General features: G+C 58.9%; 19 protein-coding genes. 8 read left to right on the top strand and 11 right to left on the bottom strand.

Annotated features, from left to right (window positions below; translation table 11 throughout):
• The first annotated feature begins 25 nt into the window (after nucleotides 1-25).
• Nucleotides 26-1,525 (top strand): M48 family metalloprotease, encoded by a 1,500-nt coding sequence (locus VGR81_00905; GenBank protein HEV2287492.1) that lies wholly within the window; start codon nucleotides 26-28, stop codon nucleotides 1,523-1,525.
• Nucleotides 1,526-1,553: 28 nt separating this feature from the next.
• Here VGR81_00905 and VGR81_00910 read toward each other — a convergent pair whose 3' ends face one another.
• The 4 genes from VGR81_00910 to VGR81_00925 all read right to left on the bottom strand — a co-directional run bounded on the left by VGR81_00910 (nucleotide 1,554) and on the right by VGR81_00925 (nucleotide 5,459).
• Nucleotides 1,554-2,966: an APC family permease gene (locus tag VGR81_00910; GenBank protein ID HEV2287493.1), complete on the bottom strand. Its 1,413-nt coding sequence runs from the start codon at nucleotides 2,964-2,966 to the stop codon at nucleotides 1,554-1,556.
• 177 nt (nucleotides 2,967-3,143) lie between these two features.
• On the bottom strand, nucleotides 3,144-3,335 hold the full coding sequence (locus VGR81_00915) for a DUF1059 domain-containing protein (protein HEV2287494.1): 192 nt from the start codon (nucleotides 3,333-3,335) through the stop codon (nucleotides 3,144-3,146).
• A gap of 92 nt (nucleotides 3,336-3,427) precedes the next feature.
• Nucleotides 3,428-4,720 carry a glycosyltransferase family 39 protein gene (locus VGR81_00920; GenBank protein ID HEV2287495.1) on the bottom strand — a complete coding sequence of 431 codons (1,293 nt, stop codon included), beginning with the start codon at nucleotides 4,718-4,720 and terminating at the stop codon, nucleotides 3,428-3,430.
• 271 nt (nucleotides 4,721-4,991) lie between these two features.
• The gene (locus VGR81_00925; protein HEV2287496.1) at nucleotides 4,992-5,459 is read right to left on the bottom strand and encodes a DUF1761 family protein; all 468 of its coding nucleotides are present in this window, start codon (nucleotides 5,457-5,459) and stop codon (nucleotides 4,992-4,994) included.
• A gap of 296 nt (nucleotides 5,460-5,755) precedes the next feature.
• Between VGR81_00925 and VGR81_00930 the strand changes: the two genes are divergently transcribed.
• Nucleotides 5,756-6,205: a DsrE family protein gene (locus VGR81_00930; GenBank protein ID HEV2287497.1), complete on the top strand. Its 450-nt coding sequence runs from the start codon at nucleotides 5,756-5,758 to the stop codon at nucleotides 6,203-6,205.
• A gap of 41 nt (nucleotides 6,206-6,246) precedes the next feature.
• Here VGR81_00930 and VGR81_00935 read toward each other — a convergent pair whose 3' ends face one another.
• Nucleotides 6,247-7,437 (bottom strand): potassium channel family protein, encoded by a 1,191-nt coding sequence (locus VGR81_00935; protein ID HEV2287498.1) that lies wholly within the window; start codon nucleotides 7,435-7,437, stop codon nucleotides 6,247-6,249.
• Nucleotides 7,438-7,630: 193 nt separating this feature from the next.
• Between VGR81_00935 and VGR81_00940 the strand changes: the two genes are divergently transcribed.
• Nucleotides 7,631-8,347, top strand: a complete 717-nt coding sequence (locus VGR81_00940) for an outer membrane beta-barrel protein (GenBank protein HEV2287499.1) — start codon at nucleotides 7,631-7,633, stop codon at nucleotides 8,345-8,347.
• A 228-nt stretch (nucleotides 8,348-8,575) separates the two neighbouring features.
• Complete coding sequence (locus VGR81_00945; protein ID HEV2287500.1) at nucleotides 8,576-8,857, top strand: hypothetical protein; 282 nt, start codon at nucleotides 8,576-8,578, stop codon at nucleotides 8,855-8,857.
• A 125-nt stretch (nucleotides 8,858-8,982) separates the two neighbouring features.
• On the opposite strand, the gene VGR81_00950 is transcribed toward VGR81_00945, so the two are convergent.
• From VGR81_00950 to VGR81_00960, 3 genes are all read right to left on the bottom strand, one after another.
• Complete coding sequence (locus tag VGR81_00950; GenBank protein HEV2287501.1) at nucleotides 8,983-9,375, bottom strand: hypothetical protein; 393 nt, start codon at nucleotides 9,373-9,375, stop codon at nucleotides 8,983-8,985.
• Nucleotides 9,376-9,438: 63 nt separating this feature from the next.
• A complete protein-coding gene (locus VGR81_00955) occupies nucleotides 9,439-9,777 on the bottom strand; it encodes a hypothetical protein (GenBank protein HEV2287502.1) in 339 nt (112 codons plus the stop codon).
• Nucleotides 9,778-9,814: 37 nt separating this feature from the next.
• The gene (locus VGR81_00960; GenBank protein ID HEV2287503.1) at nucleotides 9,815-10,576 is read right to left on the bottom strand and encodes a hypothetical protein; all 762 of its coding nucleotides are present in this window, start codon (nucleotides 10,574-10,576) and stop codon (nucleotides 9,815-9,817) included.
• 93 nt (nucleotides 10,577-10,669) lie between these two features.
• Here VGR81_00960 and VGR81_00965 point away from each other — a divergent pair, with 93 nt between their 5' ends.
• From VGR81_00965 to VGR81_00975, 3 genes are all read left to right on the top strand, one after another.
• Nucleotides 10,670-11,062: a hypothetical protein gene (locus tag VGR81_00965; protein HEV2287504.1), complete on the top strand. Its 393-nt coding sequence runs from the start codon at nucleotides 10,670-10,672 to the stop codon at nucleotides 11,060-11,062.
• A 136-nt stretch (nucleotides 11,063-11,198) separates the two neighbouring features.
• Nucleotides 11,199-11,645, top strand: a complete 447-nt coding sequence (locus VGR81_00970; GenBank protein ID HEV2287505.1) for a hypothetical protein — start codon at nucleotides 11,199-11,201, stop codon at nucleotides 11,643-11,645.
• Between the two features lie 449 nt (nucleotides 11,646-12,094).
• Nucleotides 12,095-13,513 (top strand): aspartate ammonia-lyase, encoded by a 1,419-nt coding sequence (locus VGR81_00975; GenBank protein ID HEV2287506.1) that lies wholly within the window; start codon nucleotides 12,095-12,097, stop codon nucleotides 13,511-13,513.
• Between the two features lie 196 nt (nucleotides 13,514-13,709).
• Here the strand turns inward: VGR81_00975 and VGR81_00980 are convergent, their stop codons facing one another.
• Nucleotides 13,710-14,651: a hypothetical protein gene (locus tag VGR81_00980; GenBank protein ID HEV2287507.1), complete on the bottom strand. Its 942-nt coding sequence runs from the start codon at nucleotides 14,649-14,651 to the stop codon at nucleotides 13,710-13,712.
• Between the two features lie 328 nt (nucleotides 14,652-14,979).
• On the opposite strand from VGR81_00980, the gene VGR81_00985 reads away from it, so the two are divergent.
• Nucleotides 14,980-15,453, top strand: coding sequence for an SgcJ/EcaC family oxidoreductase (locus tag VGR81_00985; GenBank protein HEV2287508.1), 474 nt, complete (start codon nucleotides 14,980-14,982; stop codon nucleotides 15,451-15,453).
• 54 nt (nucleotides 15,454-15,507) lie between these two features.
• On the opposite strand, the gene VGR81_00990 is transcribed toward VGR81_00985, so the two are convergent.
• Nucleotides 15,508-16,962, bottom strand: a complete 1,455-nt coding sequence (locus VGR81_00990; protein ID HEV2287509.1) for a CapA family protein — start codon at nucleotides 16,960-16,962, stop codon at nucleotides 15,508-15,510.
• A gap of 159 nt (nucleotides 16,963-17,121) precedes the next feature.
• Nucleotides 17,122-17,943 carry an isocitrate lyase/phosphoenolpyruvate mutase family protein gene (locus VGR81_00995; GenBank protein HEV2287510.1) on the bottom strand — a complete coding sequence of 274 codons (822 nt, stop codon included), beginning with the start codon at nucleotides 17,941-17,943 and terminating at the stop codon, nucleotides 17,122-17,124.
• Nucleotides 17,944-18,055 lie beyond the last annotated feature (112 nt).

The raw sequence follows: 18,055 nt of genomic DNA on the forward strand, positions 1-18,055 counted from the left end.
AAAGCCGACTGGGGGGAGGCATGCGATGAATCGCGCGAATGGCTGGGCGAGAAAATCCCTCGTATCGATTCTTTCCGGGCTGCTGATTCTAATGCCGGCACTTTCACAGGCTGCGTATTGCAAGCAGCAAGCGCCAAGCACGGCTCCGGCAAAACTTCCGCTGCGAAGCTACCTCGACAAATCGTATCTCGACATTTTCACTGTCGCGCCGGAGCTGCATTTCACGGCAGCGGAGATCAAAAACCAGCGCATGGCGCTCACCAACGGCAAAGCGGCGTGCGTGAAGCGCTTCAAAAGCCACGCCAAGAATTACGACAACCAGATCAACGATGCACAGAAGCAATTGAAGCAGACCACGGCGAAGATCAGCGAAGCCGAGCGAAAAGATATGCATTGCCGGATTCAGAATCTCGATTTATTGAAGAGCGAAGCGCAGGTTCTCTCGCAACAGGCCATCCCCACTGCGTATGACAATCTCGCCGCGAAACTGGACATCATCGAAAACTGGCCCGCGGCACACGCGCTCATCGAGCAGCAGCTTGCGAGCGGCGCCTATAACGAGCGGCGCTGGGGAGACATCAAAGACATCGGTTTCCGCACAATCGCTGTCAATCCGCAGGACGATATCCGCGTCGGCGAGGATGCTGTACGCGAACTGCATCAAAAGGGACTCCTGCCACCGGAGCTGCCCGACAAAGCGATACAAGATTATGTGAATGGAGTTGCGCAGGATATCGCGCGCCATTCCGACTGGAAGCTGCCGCTGCACGTGACCGTGCTGCAATCGCGCGAAGTGAATGCCTTCGCACTGCCGGGCGGATACCTTTTCGTCGAGCGCGGCCTGCTGGAAGAAGCCGACGACGAGTCGGAACTGGCGGGCGTGCTGGCGCATGAAGTCTCACATGATGTGGCGCGGCACAGCAATAAATTGATGAAGCGCGCCACGGTTGCCGGCATTTTTTATCAGGTTGCGCAAATCGGAGCGATTGTACTGACGGGCGGCGCCGCGGGAATCGGCCTGGCGTATGCATTGCAGTATGGATTTTACGGACTCGGAATGATGATCGACCTGAAGCTGCTGGGCGTCAGCCGGGATTACGAACTCGAAGCGGATCAGCTCGGCGTGCAGTACGCGTGGAATGCCGGATACGATCCCACAGGGTTTACGCGCTTTTTTGACAAAATGGCCACGCACGCGGGCTACGTGAATAGCGCCAGCTGGTTCCGCACTCATCCTCCGTTTTATCGCCGGATGGTGGATGCGCAGCGAGAGATTCTGTTTCTGCCGAAGAAGGAAAACCTCGTCGTTCAGACGGCTGCGTTTGAAAAAATGAAAACGGAATTGGCGCCTATCGCCGCGCAAGCGGACATTGAAGAAGTCGGCAAACCCAGTCTGCTGACGCGCGAAAAAGGCTGCGCGCCGCCAAAAAAGTTGGAATACAAGCCCGGCCAGCCCATCGAGGATCTCTGTGCGACCGGACTGGTGATTTCTCCGGCGCCCAAGGCTGCGCCCAAAAAACAATAAACTCTGCCGTGCAAGGCATCGGCGAGATTCATATCTTTTCGCTTTCGACCTTTGTCTCGGCGTCGAGGGGTGCGGACTTTGCGCGCGGGCGGGCGAGGAAATAGAGCGCCGGGCCGAGAGCGATGAGGACGAGAGCGACGGTGAGCGAGCTCGAACGGCCGATGGCTTCGGTGCGATTGCGCACGAACGCGGCGACCATCAGCGCGAGCGGCGGAATGCCGATGACAATCGTGCCGAGCAGACCGCCGGGGACGCGATAAGGCCGCGGCAAATCCGGTTCGCGAAGGCGAAGACCCGCGAGCGCCCAAAATTCGAGCAGAATGCTCAGGCCGGTCAAAAGCACGTCAATGATGACGAGGCGCTCGAAATTCAGAAACAAACACGCGGCCCAGCCGACGGAGCAAACCACGATCGCCACCCACGGCAAACCGGATTTCGCGGACGTGCGCGCGAAGATGCGCGGCAAGTAACCATCCTGCGCCATCACGAGCGGCAGACGCGAAAAAGAAAGCGTCAGCGCGTTAAACGTTCCGATGGCGCCAATAGCGCCGCCAACAGCGATGGCGATGGAAAGCGATTCGCCGCCGAGGATACGGCCAATGTCCACCCAGCCGCCGGTGGTCCAGCCCGTGGCGGCGATGCCGGAGCGCGCGACGGCGCTGACGGGGATGATGTAGCTCGCAGTGATGAAAATCACAGTGATGAGCATGACGAGAGGATACGTGCGCTGGGGCTGCGTGACTTCTTCCGCGATGGTCGAAGTATTATCCCAGCCCATGTAATTCCACATGGCGATGAGGATGCCGCCGAGGATGTCGCGCTGCATGACGCCCGGCGATGCGTCGGCCGAAGCGTGCGCGGGAGAAAATGTGCCGGCGTGCGCGAAAGCAATGGCCGCCAGAATGGCGAACGGGCCAAGGAGCAGCGCGGCCATCCAGATCGAACCATCGCCGACGGCGCGCGCACCGAGCAGGTTCCACGCCGTGCACACAACGATGAGTGCGAGTTCGATGACGATGGCGCGATGCCCCGAGACGAGCGCGGGCGCGAAATGGCCCATGTAGTCGACGAAGAGCGTCGGATACAGCGCCATTTCGAAGATGCTTCCGGCGAGCGTGAGCCACACTTCCTGAAATCCCCAGAAGCGTCCCATGCCGCGCTGCACCCAGATGTAGAAGCCGCCTTCTTCGGGAATGGCGCTGGAAAGCTCGCTGACCATCATCGCTGTGGGAACGCTCCAGAGCAGCGGCGTGAGCAGCAGAATCGCGATCGCGCCGGCGTAGCCCGCCATGCGCACGACGTCTTCGAGGCCGTACGGCCCGCCGGAGACCATAAAAAAAGTGGCGGCGGCAAGCGGAAGCACGCTGAGTTTGCTGCGAGAGAAAAGGCGACCGCTACGGCGATTCGAGGGCGCCGCAGCCGCGGGGATGGAAGCGCTCATTCGATTGAGTTCGTTTTCTCCTGAACGCAGCGTTATATCACTCGCGTGCGGGAATGCAATGGCGGAACAGCAACGAAGGGCAAAATTTCAATGCACTTAATTTGTGCAGCGCGCAGAATTGGCAAAGCACACGTTCCCGGTGCGCTCGTGGCGAGAACCGCGGCGACGCCAGAGACGTCACGCGGCGCTGGCTTTTTCGTCGTACACGGACGCGCGCATCTGCTTCAAGATTTCCGGCGTGATGGCGCGGAGGCGATGCTTCGTGCGGACGTGCTCGGCAATGCGCGCAACGACTTCGTCTTCGGATTCGCCGCGCGCGACGAAATCACAGCCGGGAATGAGATCCGTGCAGCGGAGGGTCTTCGGCATGTCAGGCTCCTTTGCGGCGATGCGCCAGTGTTTGGAGGACTCAAACGGCTGAGGAGCAAAGCAATTCTACGTCCGCGGAGCGGAGACGTCAATCACGCAGCGGAAACGCTGGACGACGAGGAATTGCGGGTGCGGCGAGCGCGCCAGGAGGCGATGGCTCCCGCCGTGAGAGCGACCATGAGGCTATCGAGCGGGCGGCGGTAATAATCTTCCGGATGGGTGAGGTAATAGACGAGAGGGAAAAAAATGAAAGCGATAGTGTACGGCATAGCAGCCGCAGCGCCAGCTGAACGCCAGAGAACGCGCAGACCCCAAAACGCGAAAATCGAAAACAGGGTGCAGAAGAAAATGTTCGGCGGATCGAATGGTTCCTCGGCGAGATAGCGCGCGCTGAAACTCCAGAAGCCGGTCCAGATGTAGACAACGCGGCGCAAGGTTTGCATCGCGTAGAGCGCTTTGTGGTTCGCAATGAACGCGCGGGCCTCGCGTCCCTTGAGCGCCATGTAATTTACTTCGCCGAGTTGCTGATACTCCTGCCAGTCCGTTTGGTTATCGGAAGGATGATAGCCGGGCGGATCCCAGTGCCAACTGTCTTTGTTATTGCCGCAATAAAATTCAAAGGCCAGGCCGGAGCGCAGCGGAATGAATTTATGGAATGTGCGGTAGTTGCGCACGAACCACGGCGAAACAGCGATGAGCACGGCAAGGAGCGCCGCGGCGCCGGGCACGAACCAGCTTTGATTTTTGCGATACAGGCGCCAGAGAATCCACAGCGCGAGGAACGGCATGGGCGCAAGCGTGACGGGATTCGTGAGCGCCGTGACTCCAGCGAGCAAGCCAAAGCCGAACCACGGCCACCAGCGCGGCACGGATTCGAGCTTCAAAACGACAAGAAACAAAATGGCCATCAGCAGAACGGAAAGCGTCGTATCCCAGATAAAATCGGCGGAAAAGCGGATCGAGTAGGGAAAGAAAACCCAAATCCAGCCGGCCCACGGAGCGGCGCGTTCGCCGAACGTGTGCAGAGCGATGAAAAACACGGGAATGCACGTCAGCGCCGCGAACAGGCAATCGAGCGAAAGGATGACCAGCGCCGAAGCCTTCGTATAGATGCCGAAAATCTTGAAAACGCCGGCGAGCAGATAAGGAAAAACGGGCGTGAGCCACGCGGTCGGGCCAGTGTCGGCGAAATACGGACTGGCGTAGCCCTTCCCTTCCGCGATGGAGCGCGCGATGCGGCCGGTTTCGCCCGCGAATTTCCAGTGGTCGCGCGCGGGATTCAAGTGTCCGGGGTAAAGGAAGGACATCACGACGAGGCGAATTGCCAGCGCGGCAACGACCATCAGCAGTAGTTTCCGGTGACGGCGCGCTGGTTGGTTCAGCATCGAGGTGCCAGCAAATGCGAAGCGGCGGTCCAATCGAAGATGGAAATCACCGATATGCCGATGCTGTGGCCTTTCGTGGCGTTGCCAAGATTACGAAAGCGTGCCTTGCAGTTTCGCAGCGTGATGCGAACTCCCTCTGCGGATTGTGACATTTCTCCGCGATGGGCCGTACAAATGCCGCGCATTGTAAACCCAACGTCAAGGGAATCGAAGTCTTATGTGGGTTAGGTTATTCCGAGATACGTAGCGATTGTGCTATCAGGCGGACACGTCAGGAAAGCAGCCAGCCAACGGCGGCGCCGGAGATCACCAGACGCGCGAGCCAGCCGAGGGAATGCGCGACGACGGTGAGCGGATGCATCTTGATGAAAAGCGCGTTGGTGATGAGCAGCGGCAAGGGGACGGCGAGCCAAATCAGCGCGGCGAACTCGAGAGCGTGCGCATAACCGGAGATGGCAAAGGCGAGGCAGGCGCAGACGAAGGCGGCGGACGTCAGCAGGCCGAGAATCATCGCCCACGCGACGGCGGCGTTTTCGGCGGCGCGGTCGCCGGGCTTCTGGCGCCAAATTTCCGGATAGGCCATGTATTTGCTATGAAAAAGCGTGCCGCCGAAAAACCAATCCGTGAAGGAAGCAACAAATGCGGAAAGAACAATCGCGAGCGCGATGCGGCCGGTGCTGAAGGCGACGAGCGCCAAGCTACCGCTTACGGCGGGAACGGGGTACGCGAGGAAGGTCATGTCCTGACTCCTTTGCGCGCAAGCAAGCGGTTCAACTGGCGCGCGTTATGTGCGACCCTGGCCTAGGGAGTTCCGTGGCGCGAATCTTAGCGCAGTTGGTCAAGCGAATTCCAGTCAGCGCATGACCGGGATCAGAGCTATCGAAAACCGAACGCAATTGCTTCGTGGTTTCGCGCTGGCTCGCAGGAGTTTTCCACGCGGGCGTTTTTTTCAACGCAAGCGAGCGCGGCTGGACATCGCGACGGAACGAGCGTATTCTCCGCGAAATATTTTACCTATCACCTAAGGAGAAAATCATGTTCCGACGACGCTTCCTGTCACAGTTGCTTGCTCTACCCTTTCTGGCCGCAGGCGCCGCAGCGGCGCAGACGACGGAAAAGAAGAAACTGAAAATTATGATGAAAAGCGCGTGGGGCTCGGACGATCCCACGAAGGCTGCGTTTCCGTTCCTTCACGGGCTGGCGCTTTCCGAAGCGGGACACGACGTACAGATTTTTCTGCTGGGCGAGGCGGTCGGATTGATGAGGAAATCCGAAGTCTCGGCCGTGGTGCCGGTGGGCTGGCCGCCGCTGAGCGAAACGCTCGAAAAAGTAGTGGCACAACATATTCAGATTTACGCGTGCGGCGCCTGCTCACGCGCGCGAAGCGTGATGCAGTCGGATCTGGACCAGTGGGGAGCGAAGTTCGGCAGCCCAGCGATTCTTGTGAGACTCGTAGAATGGGCGGACCATGTGATCACGGAATAGAGGCGGACCCTCTCCTCGCGAACGTGAAGTTGAAAGGCGCGCTAGAAATGCTCTTCTTCGTCGGGGTCGAGCGAGGCGGCGCGATGCGCGGAATGCGCGGCGTGAGGACGCGAGGAAGCCGCAGCGTCGGCGGAGATGCGCGCCCAGGCGGAAGTTCGCCAGTTGTCGCGAATGGCTTTTTCCGGCGCCCAGCCGCCCACGGGCATGAGCAGGCGGTCGGAGAGCGCGAGGATGTAAGGCTCGTACATCTGACGCAACTGATTCAGGCGCGCGTCCTCTTCGTGGCTGCACTTTGAAAGTCCTGCGGCGATGAGCAGTTCGCGCAATTTCTGCAATTCTTCTGCGGGGAGGCGTTCGTGCGCGCCGGGCCGCGGCGGCGCATTGAGCACCTGCGAAAGATCCACGATGGCGTGGCGCGAAATGGCAAATGTCAGCTTGGCCTGCCAGCGCACGGGGCCCTGTCCGTAGGCGACCAGCAGCGCGGACGTGTCGAGAATCGTCGCCAGCGCGGCGAGCCAGGATTGATTATTGTGCTGCGAACGGAAATAGCAGAGCACAGGGTACGAGAGATGGCTTTCCATCAGCTCGGCGGCCCAGATTTCCCAGTCGTGCAAATACTCTTGGAGTGCCGCCACGCTGTGCGGTTCGGAATGGCGGCGAAGAAGTTCGGAAGCGGCGGGCGGCGAACCAGCGCGCGCATCGAGGAGCGAGATATTCACTTCGCGGCTGGAAAACGCGCCGTAGAGCACAGGCAGATAAGAAATCACGATGGCCAGAAATCCGAAGCCGAGGCCCGCTTCGAGAACCGTGATGAGGCGCGAGAGTTCCGTGCGCGGCGTGACGTCGCCGAGGCCGAGAGTGAAAAACGTCGTGCCGCTCAGATACAGATCGGCGCGGAAACCGCTGTGTTCATTGGGAGCGAGATTGATCGCCGAGCCGGCAGAATAGTGAATCAGCGCAAAACCGAGAATCAGCGCCACGGCCCAAACGACAAAAAGTCCGAGGAGCGAAAGCGGTCCGAAGTAACTGAGAAACGTCTCGCGGCGGCTGCCGGGAGCCATCCAGCGCACGATTTGCCGCCAGGCGAGCCAGCTTCCGCGATAGTAGTAGCGCGCGAAACGAATCATGCGCGTCACGCGCCGCGGGAGAATAATCGTCTCGAAGACTTCCCACAAAACGAAGATCAGGATCAGCGCGCCGACGACAAGCGCGGCCAGGCGAGCGGCAGTCATGCGCGGCGCTCCGCGCGCGAGGATGCACTACGGACGATTTGTATCCGGGCGACCCGTGGCATGCCGATATTCTAACGTGAATTTGGCATTTCTCCTTGCGCGGAAGTGAGGCGAGCGCGATAATGGCGGCGCCTGCCGACAGGCAGCAAGCTTGCGGCGCCGGGACCCACTGACGAAAGTTGGGAGAGCCTCCATGCGCAAGTCAGCCACGATTTTGCAGCGCCCGCTTTTTTTGCCGGCGTTTGCCGCACTTCTGCTGCTTTTGGCCGCCGCGCCCTCTGCGCGCGCGCAAAATTTCGCCGACAACTCCAAATGGGAACTGGGCGCGCACTATGCGACGCTCAATCTGCCTACGCTCTGCAGCAGCGGCGCGACCTGCATGACCACCAACAACGGCCTGGGCGCGAATCTGACCTACAATTTTTCGAGCTGGGTGAGTTTTGATTCCACGATGGATTTTTTCGGCGACAACGGCAGCGCGCCGACGGCGATTTCCGGCGGGCGCGTCACGGAAGGACTCTTCGGCCTGCGCTTTGGGCCGACGACGCGCAAATGGGGATTTTACAGCGTGGTCCGGCCGGGCTTCGTCAATTTCAGCCGCGTGCTGGACAATTCGGGCAGCGTGATTCCGTCTTCCCTGCCGGCATTTTCGCCTGCGGTCGCGCCATTTTTCTCCACGAGGCTGGCGTATCAGACCAGTTCGAATAACCCCGTCGGCCTGCTTGGTTTTTCGAACGCCACGGATTTCGCGTTCAACTACGGCGAAGTCATCGAATATCGCGCGACGAAACACGCCGCACTGCGCTTCGACATTGGCGACACCATCGTCACGTATCCCGGCGCGACGCTCGGCACGCCCTTCCATCAGCACAATTTCCAGATCTCCGAAGCGCTGATTATTCGATTTTAGCTCTCTTTTTGCATCCGCACCGCCCGGCAGCGCGTTTGCGGCAAGCAGACTTTCTGCGATAAAGCCGCGTGGCGGCGAAACTTTTCCCCGCGCGCGGTGTTTGCAAGAATGCAGGCAGCGTGACGGGGCATCCTCCCAGCGCGTGCGTTTCTCCCCGAAACACATCCTGCGAATTTTCCCGGCAGCCACGGGACAGTGGATGACAAACTCATGAGGAGGATGAAGCACATGCGCAAAATCTACAGCAACGTTTCCCGATGGCTTAGTTCCCTGCTGCTGATCGGCGGCTTTGCGGCGCTCGTGGCCATGGGCGGATGCGCGGCGCACGGATATTACCGCGTCTACGATCCCGACTATCACGATTACCACGTTTGGGATCATGACGAAGCGGTCTATTACGAGCAATGGGAACACGAAACCCACCGCCGACACGAAAATTTCAAGTACCGCAGCCGCGAAGACCAGGACGAATACTGGCAGTGGCGCCACCATCACGGCGATCGGCACTAATTTACGCAAAGGAGCAAACGCAGGCCGCGCGTTCGCATTTTGTCAGTGCCGCGATTGGGATGTGGTCAATCCGTGAACTGTGCGACTTTTTACTTTCAGCGTAGCAGACACGTTCGCGCATGGATTTACTCTCCGTGCATCTGAAAATACCGGCGCGGAGGATAGAGGCCGGCGCGGCTGAATTCGCGGCCGCAGGCTTTTTTCACTTCTTTTGTCCAATAATCGAAAGTGTTTGGCGAAACGCCGACGAGCGTGATGGCGCGGCCGTAGTCGGCGTCGCGCAGGAAATAAATGCGAAAGAGCTTCAAACGGCCTTTCCATTCCGGACGCCGCAGCGCACGTTCCGCGATCATCTCGAAATCGGCGACGTATTCTTCCGCGCGCGCTCGCTCGGGCCGCCACAGATAGCCCGAGGAAGGCGTATCCAGATCTATCGCGGACATCTGGCCTTTCAAATACGCGCGAAGCCCGCGATAGCGTGCGTGGCACGAGTCGAAAATTTCCTGTGGCTTCATCATCCCCCCCTTGCACGAGCGGCTGAGCTGGCGACTTCTCCGCTGCGCCCGCTGCTGGTGGCCGGTTCAATTGCTCCACGGATCTTCGTCTGCGGACTCGAGCGTCTCGATGCACTCGGCGAGGCATTCGTGCCATCCCTGGAGGTAGCCGCGCGCGTATTCCGCTGCGAGTTTCTGGCGTTCGTGCTGCACGCGATGCAGATCGAAAACGTCTTGCTGCTCACGTGTCGGCGCACGCCGCGCCAGGCCTATGCGCCAAACGAATTCGCGGATTGCGCGCGCCAGCCAGTGGAGCGGCACGGGGAAAAATACGCCGATGCGCCGGCGCGGTTCATACCACGCCATCCGCCACCCGCGACGCGGCGTCGCTCCGTGTCCTAGCTCGCAGCGCAGCAAGCCTCTCATCGTATGCTCGTTCTTATGCCGACATTTCGCTTCATGCTCATTCCCGATCCAGCTGCGGCCCTGCCCCGGCGCGCAATTCGCGCCGCAGAGCTTCCTCGCGCTGGTCGCGCCGGAAACGCCACTCGCGCCGTTGCATTTCGGCTTTCAGCACGCCGATCGTCGTGTCGCTGCCGATGCGCTCAAATCCGTGCGCTTCTTCGCGTTTTTCCGAACAGGGATTTTTGTTTTGCGTTTTCTTTTCCTGTGGGCTGTGGAAATAGGAGCTGGTCGTACAGATCCTATTGGTTTTTTCCGTTATTTCTCCACTACCTATCCTCGGCGCATGTGCACGCGCATCAGTCTGTTGCGCTCCACACCTCCCTCGATTTTGCGGTGGCTCTTCGCAAGTTTGAGGAGCGCAGGCGTCGAAATTGCGGCTCTCCGTCCTCAAATTTGAGGATTGTGCAAATCGGTTTTCCACAGGGCTGTGGAAAACTTTGCCGCTTGCCGCTCTGAAGAATTTCTTCGCTTTTGTGATTCGGACCACAACGCCAGCAGACGCAGCGGACGTCTCGATATAGCCGGCGCGGCGCAGCGTATGCATCCAGCGTTCAAGCGTCTTGCGACAGAAGCCCGTCTCGGATTCGATCTCACGATAGCTGACCGGGTGTCCACCGAGCACCAACCCTACGCCGTCGCACTCCCGCGTCTGCCGCAGAACGAACCACCCGTAGAGCCAGATCGCGGGACCCATTCGCGCATAGTGCTTGGCGTCAAAAAGCCCGCCGCGCAAACCCGTGTTGAAGTTTGCTTGCCGCAACTCCTCTCCTCATTTGGCGAAATTCGCGGTCAAGGACCGCCAAATACGACAAATTGTGCTTTTCTGTCGCGTTCTGCCGCGACATGCCGTTCGTTGTCGCTTATTGCCGCGTTCTACGGCATATCGGAACAGCTCCTGTCGCTTGTCGCGACACGCCTCACAGCTCTAACACTGACCGCAATACGGCACCACCACTACGCGGAACGCGTTGCCTTTGACAACCAGGCGCTCTACATGCTCTATGGCCAGCCGCGCATGGCAAAAGGCACAGACCTTGCGCAAGGAAAACTCCCGCCGTTGCTGCCGCCGAAAAGCGTTATTTCGCATGCGCCTCTCGATCTCCTTAAGCCGGTTTTCGGGATTCGCCCGCCATCGCTGCATGTATTCCCGGTTGCGTTGCCGTTGGGCTTTGCGCAGGAATGCTTCGCGCGATACAATTTCACCGGCACTGGTCATAATTCCCTCCCTGACCCTTCTGCCCCTTGAATATGGCTGCGGCATCATAAGAGGCCGCCGCCGAGCCCCACGTAATAGACTATTGACACAGCAGTACTGTTAATGCATTGTGTATACTCTTTTGCTCGCTGAACCATTTGTTTCATTACTTACCGGGGGATAAGGAATGAAAACAACCAAGCCTATGCTGGAATACCTGGCCACTTGCTCGAATAGAACGCTCGAGGCATTTGAACTGGCGCGCCTAAACGAACGGGCCAATTTGCGAAAACAAATGATCGAGATTCTCGACGAATGGGTCGAGCTCCACGTACAGACCCGCATCGCCAATTGGATTCTTGCGCGGCAGCGAGAGCGTGCTTCTGGCCGGACGTCTTTGCGTTGGAAGGATTCTCTGCTGCTTGGGATGTCGGCGCTTGTTCCCGACTCTCGCGCGATAGAGAACGCCCTTGCCATTGCCCAAAGCACGGCTCCACCGCTACTCAAAGAGAGCTCTGTATGCGAACGCTCGACTGGGGCTCGCCGCGCATTTCCTCCGAAATCCATGCCAAAGGCTCGCGGGAAGGCGGCCGCCAAATCGGAGCTGGTCGAGACGGTCGTTCGAGTGGCGTGAACTCTCGCGTTGTCAGTTGTGCGTCTCACTGAATTTGAATCCTTTCGCGCGTCTGCATCGCGCTCGCAAGCATGGGAACCGATGCCTTTCCTGCCATGAGTTCCTGTCCTTTGGTTTTTTTTGCGTTTTTTGCGTTCATTGCCTTTGTGCTTACCTTTTCAAATTGCCTAATGCGGTTGTTGCGCGCCCCCGCTATGTTGGCCTGCCCTTTCGCGTTTCACCGCCTGGCCTTTCCGCACCCTTCGCTGCCCGCTCATTTCGCGACGTCGCACATTTAGGTCGCGGCTTCCTCCACCAGTCATTTTCATTCCAGTCTACGGATTAGATGAAATATGGCCTGTGGGACATGCTGCAAAGCCGCATGAGAGCGATAAAGAAGTGGAGAGATACAATGGAGGCAAAATACTGCTAAAGTAGCTCGTCATTATCCTGGGATTGGAGCGAAAAGAATGGAATCGCGAATCGAAAAGGACTCGCTGGGAGAAAAACAGGTTCCGGCGGATGCTTACTATGGCAGCCAGACGCAGCGCGCCGTGGAGAATTATCCGATCAGCGGATATCGCGCGCACCCAAAACTAATTCAAGCGATCGCATACGTAAAAAAAGCTGCGGCGCTGGCAAACCGCAAATTGAAGCTCGTCCCCGGCAAGATTGCCGACGCGATCCTTCGCGCTGCCGATGAAGTGATCGCCGGAAAACTCAATGACCAATTTGTCGTCGATGTTTATCAGGCTGGCGCAGGCGTTTCGTTTCACATGAACGCAAACGAAGTCATCGCCAATCTCGCGATCGAATTTCTGGGCGGCGCGCGCGGCGACTATTCCGTCGTAAACCCCAATGATCACGTGAATTTCGGGCAATCCACGAATGACGTCTTCCCGACTTCCATGCGCCTCGCTTCCCTGCTTTTGTTCGACGAAGTCGTCGCATCCTGCGAAAAACTCGAAGCGTCGCTCGCGCGCAAAGGAAAACAGTTCGATCACATTCTGAAATCCGGCCGCACGCACATGATGGACGCGGTGCCGGTGCGGCTCGGCCAGGAATTTCGCGGCTATTCGACGGCAATCAACCGCGCCATTCGTGCGCTGCGCAGCGCACAGGATTTTCTACGCGAAGTCGGCCTCGGCGGCAGCGCCGTCGGCACGGGCGTCAACACGCATCCGAAATTCCAAAAGCTCGTCGTCGCCGAACTGAGCAAAGTTTCCGGCCAAAAACTCATCGCCACCGACGACCTGCGCTACGCGATGCAATCGAATCTCGCGATGTCCATGGCGTCCTCGGCGCTGCGCAATCTCGCGCTGGAGCTGATCCGCATCGCCAACGATTTGCGCTTGCTCTCGAGCGGGCCTAACACCGGTCTCGCCGAGATTATGTTGCCTACGCTCCAGCCCGGCTCGTCCATCATGCCGGGAAAGGTGAACCCGGTGATGGCCGAGCTGACCGCCATGGTCGGCTTCCAGGCCATCGGCGCGGACGCCGCCACGGCCATTGCCGTGCAGGCCGGCCAGCTCGAATTGAACGTCATGATGCCGGCGATGGCCTGGAACGTCCTGCACGCCGCCGAAATCCTCAAGAACACCATGCGCCAACTGGCCGAGAGATGCATCGACGGCATTCAGGCCAACGAGGCGCGCTGCCGCTTCTACGCCAACGCCACGATTTCCGTCGCCGCCGCGCTCAATCCATATATCGGCTATCTGGCCGCGGCAGAGATCGCCAAGGAAAGCGTCAAGACCGGCCGCACGGTCACGGAAATCGCCCTCGAACGCAAGCTCCTCGACGACAAGCTCATGAAAGAAATCCTCGACCCCATCCGCATGACCGAACCAGAAGCCCCCATCGAAGCCGCCCGCCGGAAAAAAAAGTGACGAGTGACTAGTGACGAGTGACTGGCAAAGACGAGCCTTGCCCGCGTCGTCGCGTTGAGCCGAATGCCGGTGGCTGGTCGAGTTGAGCCGCGGGCGATTCCCTTCTTCATGTTTACCTCGTTGCCCGCGTTTGGCTTCCATTTCATGGATTCGGCAAGTGTCCGAAATCGCAAAGTTTTTCAAAAAGTCGAAAGAATCAGCGATTAGAACGACCTCCCCCCTTTTGTTTTGTGTGAGTTAGGTCAACTTCTAATTCTTCATAGGACAAGCGATTAGAATTCAGTGGCGAGTGATTAGCGACGAGTGACGAGCCTTCTTTTCCCCGCCCCTCAGACGGCAGAGGATTGGGAGGAGGCGCCGATTCGGGTGTTGAGGCCGGCGAGGCGGTAGAACTGATCACTGATTGCTGTGGGCCTGAATTCGCCGAGGGAGCGGCGGGCTGAGTCACAGATGGGGCGATGAGGGCGTCGGCAGGCTTTAGGGTGAGCGGAGGGCCGGTGATGGAGGCGACGCCCTGGCAGGACAGGTCCTTGGCCCTCAGAATGATGTGCTTCGCGGGAGGGTCGGTCCAGCGGCCTTTGCCGTCGATGAGAGAAAGAGCGCGGACGGCGCGAATGACGGTTGAGCCGGTGACGGTGACATGGTCAACGTCCTCGATGAGCTTTTCGATGGCGAAACGAGAGTTTTCGCGGCGCTGGACATCGAGGCCAACGGTGCGGGCATGGCGGTAGATGGTGTCCTGACATGCGATATCGAACTGCTCGAGGATGAAGGCGGCGCTGGTCCAGTTAAAGTACGCCTCTTCAATGTCTTCCATGTAGTCGTGATTGCATATCTGGCATTTGCGGCGGTGACGGTCGAAGCCGGGGATGGTCTCGCGGCGATGCTTGAGGATGGGGCGGGCGCTGCTGCGAGCGGCGCGGGCGTTTCTCTCCTCTTCGACCTCTTCTTCGGCGGCGCGGCGGCGGAGCTCGTCGAGAGCCTTTTGTTCGCGCTCGTCGGCATCGTCCGCGGGGGCTGAAGCGAAGGGCGAACTATCGCCGAGCGGCGGAAGGCCCTGAGATGTACGGCGAGCAGAGATGGTCTTATAGAATTTGGGATCGAGAAGGATTTTGTGAGGAGGGTCGTTCGGGGACATTTCCGGTTTTCTCCTTTAGATTGAATAGATTTGAGGCGACTTGCGAGGATTGGTGCGTCGAATTGTGGTTTGACAGCTCCATAAACGAAAAACGCCACCGACAGGTGGCGTTGCACTTCTCCTGCGCGAATTGTCTGGCTGGCTCTCCAGCCTAGGGCAATTTATATACTAGATCGTTAGATTAGAGTCAAGGAAAAAGATAGGTATAGTACGAAGAAATCGGTGATTTCATGGCTCATTGCACGGGCGGGCTGTGATACTTTCGACGGCGAGGCGATGGCGGTGCGATTGGTTTGCGCCGAGACGATCACAAAACTGAGGTGATGACGTGCGACGAATTCTGCTAACTGTAGTTTTTCTTATTTCTGTTCTGCTGAGTGCGACGGCGGGCTTTGGGCAATCGAAATCGATCGGCGCGGCGGCGCGGAAAGACATTGACGCGGGAAATCAGGCGTGGATTGACGCAATGAAGGGCGGAGACATGGCGCCCGTCGCGGATGCCTTTGCGGAAGATGCGCTTTCGTGCGGGCCGAGCGGCGCATGCGAAAAAGGACGCGCGGCGATCGAAGCGTCGCTCAAGGCGCGCGTGGCGAAGACGGGCAAGGCGGTGTCGGCGACGGTGACGAGCGTGGGATCGGTGCAGCGCGGGAATTTTGTGTATGAATGGGGCGAATCGTGGGCGACGTATCCGGACGGGCACAAAGCCGGCGGGAATTATCTGACGGTGTGGGAGCGCGAAGCCGATGGCCGATGGAGGATTTATCGGAATTTGGGAATGCCGGCCACGAGCGGGAAGAAATAAACCGATACGTGTTTCTCCATCAATTTAGCGCGACGCCTTTGCCGATTGCCGGGGCTACTGCGCCAGGCGGATGATGCCGACGTCGTGATCGATTTGGATTTCGGTGTGGAACGGCTGCGAGAGTTTTTGCAGCCTTGCGAGGATGGCCTGCGCCGCCGCCGGCGAGGCGATGCGCGGGACACCGCGATCCGCACCGCGCATCGTGAATCCGAGTTCCACCGGATACAAGCGGATTTCAGAGACTTCTCCGTGCTCATACTTGCTCACAGCGATTACGCTCTGATACCAGATTTCGCTGTTGAAATACTTTTTGAGATCGATCTGGTTCAGCTCGTAGTCGGTGACCTTTGACGGATCCATTTCGAATGCTTCGTACTGATCGCGGCCTGCCGGGGTTTGCTGATCCAGCTCAAAAAAATAATTGCCCAGACTGTAGAAGATCGGCTTGCCTTTGTAGATTTCGATGCCACGCAGTTGATGCGGCCCGTGGCCGATGAATTCGTCGGCGCCGGCATCGATGGCGTCATGCGCGAGCGTCACGAGAAAATCGGGAGGCGTGTCGCTCCAGTTGTCGGGCTCATGCGTGTGAGTGGTCGCGATCATGAAGTCGGAATCTTCCTTGCCCTGGCGGATGCTGGCAAGAATTTCGGAAAGATCGAGCGGATTCATGTCGTATGAAAATCCAACACTGGGAGCGGAGCGGTAAGAAACGCCGAACAGTTGCAATTCGTTTGGCTTTAGCGGCTTGATCGGCGCATTAAATTCACGGAAGGCTTGCGGCTCGGCATCGAAGATCTTGCGAAGGTTTTCGAGCATCTCCGGCGTCACAAGCTCCCATTCTGTGGTCCGCAGGGCATTGAGGCCGGGACGCCCGGGCGCTTCGCCGAGGGGCATCGTCGAGACCGACATCGGCGTGAAGGTTGAAGCCATGGATACGATGCCGACGCGGCCTTTCGGCGTGTCGAGGAAGTGTGGCGCGCGAGCAAGGTCGCGATTCTCTCCCGTTCCCGCATGAACGATGCCCGCTTCATCGAGCGCTTTGTCCGTCTCGCGCATGCCTTCAAGGCCCCAGTCGGTGGTGTGATTATTCGCCCGCGAAACCAGCCGTATCCCCATGGCGCGCAAATCCTGCGCGACCTCTGGGACGTCGATCAGCGGCCCGCCGCCGTTTTCAGCTCCTGGGTAGCCTTTGAAGTGACGAATATCAACGAGTGTGCCTTCCATGTTGCCGAAGGCCACGTCGGCGTCGCGCAGAATTTGCGAAGTTGCGAGGAAACCCTCGTCCTGAATCCCCGAGATCGGGCGCGCAACGATCATGTCGCCAACGGCTGCCAGAGTGAATCCGTCCGTTACATTGCAGCGGAGGACATTTTGCGAATTCGCGGGCGCGGCTTTTGAGGCCGTCTGGCCGCACACGCGCATCGAAAAAAGCCCCAGCGCGAGCAAAACAAAAAGTGCAGCGCGCGCAGGCTTTCTCCATACGGACAAGTTCACGCTCCGAATCTGCATGGTGAAACTCCCTCCTCAATTCTTCTCGCGGAAAAATACCGCTCGCGCAACCTGCTTTCGATACGGCCAGAGCATATCACTTACTGGAGGGGGCTTTCCCACCCTTTGCTGTGCGCGAGTGCGGCGCACATAAGGCAAAGGATGGGGCACCCGCGCGGCTCAGGCGCTGAAGATGGCGGTCATGTCGCGGGGATTCACAGCGTCCTTTGCAAAAGTGAACGTGCCCTGCTCACGCATTTCGCGTGCGGCGCGAAAGAAAGCACCGAGAGCGGTGCGCATGAGCGCACTGCCGACGCTAATGCGGCGAACACCGAGCGCGGAGAGCTCGGCGAGGCTAAGCTGAACGCCGCGCAGACCCATGACGACATTGAGAGGGCGATCGACGGATTTGACGACGGCGGCGATGTCTTCCTTTGTGGCAAGCCCCGGGGCGTAAAGGACGTCGGCGCCAGCTTCCTGATATGCCTGAAGGCGAGCGATTGTGTCTTTCAGATCGGGACGGCCGTGCAGATAGTTTTCGGCGCGGCCGGTGAGAGTGAAAGTAAACGGCAGAGAGCGCGCAGCTTCCACGGCAGCACGGACGCGTTCGGCGGCGAATTCCTTTTCGTAGATCGGATTCGCGGGATCGTTGGTCGTATCTTCGATGGAGCCACCGACAACGCCGGCATCGGCCGCGAGCTTGATGGTTGCGGCGGCGATTTCCGGAGCGTCTCCGTAACCGTTTTCGAGGTCGGCATTCACAGGGAGATTTGTGGCGGCGACGAGCGCGGAAATGTGCTCAAGCATGCGGTCGCGTCCGATGGTGCTGTCGGGCTGGCCACTGGAAAATGCGTATCCCATGCTCGTGGTGGCGAGGGCTTCGAAACCAAGATGCGCAAGCAAGCGCGCGGTACCGGCATCCCAGGGATTGGGGATGATGAAAGTTTGATTGCGTTCGTGAAGCGAACGAAAGATGCGGCCTTTCACGGCTTGCTCCGGCATGAAGCGTCTCCTGAGATGAATATAGATTCTAGCGAATGTGGCAGCGTAGGAGTATGAATTCCTGAGGACGAAAAAAGTTGTACCGTTGCGAGGATGGGGCAGCGGATGTTGG

The sequence above is a fragment of the Candidatus Acidiferrales bacterium genome (genome assembly GCA_035934015.1).
GTDB lineage: Bacteria > Acidobacteriota > Terriglobia > Acidiferrales > UBA7541 > DAHUXN01.

What these genes read in the sequence shown, in the direction of transcription:
- VGR81_00905 (HEV2287492.1), top strand. Translation starts at nt 26, where the DNA reads ATGAATCGCGCGAATGGCTGGGCGAGAAAATCCCTCGTATCGATTCTT.
- VGR81_00910 (HEV2287493.1), bottom strand. Translation starts at nt 2,966, where the DNA reads ATGAGCGCTTCCATCCCCGCGGCTGCGGCGCCCTCGAATCGCCGTAGC.
- VGR81_00915 (HEV2287494.1), bottom strand. Translation starts at nt 3,335, where the DNA reads ATGCCGAAGACCCTCCGCTGCACGGATCTCATTCCCGGCTGTGATTTC.
- VGR81_00920 (HEV2287495.1), bottom strand. Translation starts at nt 4,720, where the DNA reads ATGCTGAACCAACCAGCGCGCCGTCACCGGAAACTACTGCTGATGGTC.
- VGR81_00925 (HEV2287496.1), bottom strand. Translation starts at nt 5,459, where the DNA reads ATGACCTTCCTCGCGTACCCCGTTCCCGCCGTAAGCGGTAGCTTGGCG.
- VGR81_00930 (HEV2287497.1), top strand. Translation starts at nt 5,756, where the DNA reads ATGTTCCGACGACGCTTCCTGTCACAGTTGCTTGCTCTACCCTTTCTG.
- VGR81_00935 (HEV2287498.1), bottom strand. Translation starts at nt 7,437, where the DNA reads ATGACTGCCGCTCGCCTGGCCGCGCTTGTCGTCGGCGCGCTGATCCTG.
- VGR81_00940 (HEV2287499.1), top strand. Translation starts at nt 7,631, where the DNA reads ATGCGCAAGTCAGCCACGATTTTGCAGCGCCCGCTTTTTTTGCCGGCG.
- VGR81_00945 (HEV2287500.1), top strand. Translation starts at nt 8,576, where the DNA reads ATGCGCAAAATCTACAGCAACGTTTCCCGATGGCTTAGTTCCCTGCTG.
- VGR81_00950 (HEV2287501.1), bottom strand. Translation starts at nt 9,375, where the DNA reads ATGATGAAGCCACAGGAAATTTTCGACTCGTGCCACGCACGCTATCGC.
- VGR81_00955 (HEV2287502.1), bottom strand. Translation starts at nt 9,777, where the DNA reads ATGAGAGGCTTGCTGCGCTGCGAGCTAGGACACGGAGCGACGCCGCGT.
- VGR81_00970 (HEV2287505.1), top strand. Translation starts at nt 11,199, where the DNA reads ATGAAAACAACCAAGCCTATGCTGGAATACCTGGCCACTTGCTCGAAT.
- VGR81_00975 (HEV2287506.1), top strand. Translation starts at nt 12,095, where the DNA reads ATGGAATCGCGAATCGAAAAGGACTCGCTGGGAGAAAAACAGGTTCCG.
- VGR81_00980 (HEV2287507.1), bottom strand. Translation starts at nt 14,651, where the DNA reads ATGTCCCCGAACGACCCTCCTCACAAAATCCTTCTCGATCCCAAATTC.
- VGR81_00990 (HEV2287509.1), bottom strand. Translation starts at nt 16,962, where the DNA reads ATGCAGATTCGGAGCGTGAACTTGTCCGTATGGAGAAAGCCTGCGCGC.
- VGR81_00995 (HEV2287510.1), bottom strand. Translation starts at nt 17,943, where the DNA reads ATGCCGGAGCAAGCCGTGAAAGGCCGCATCTTTCGTTCGCTTCACGAA.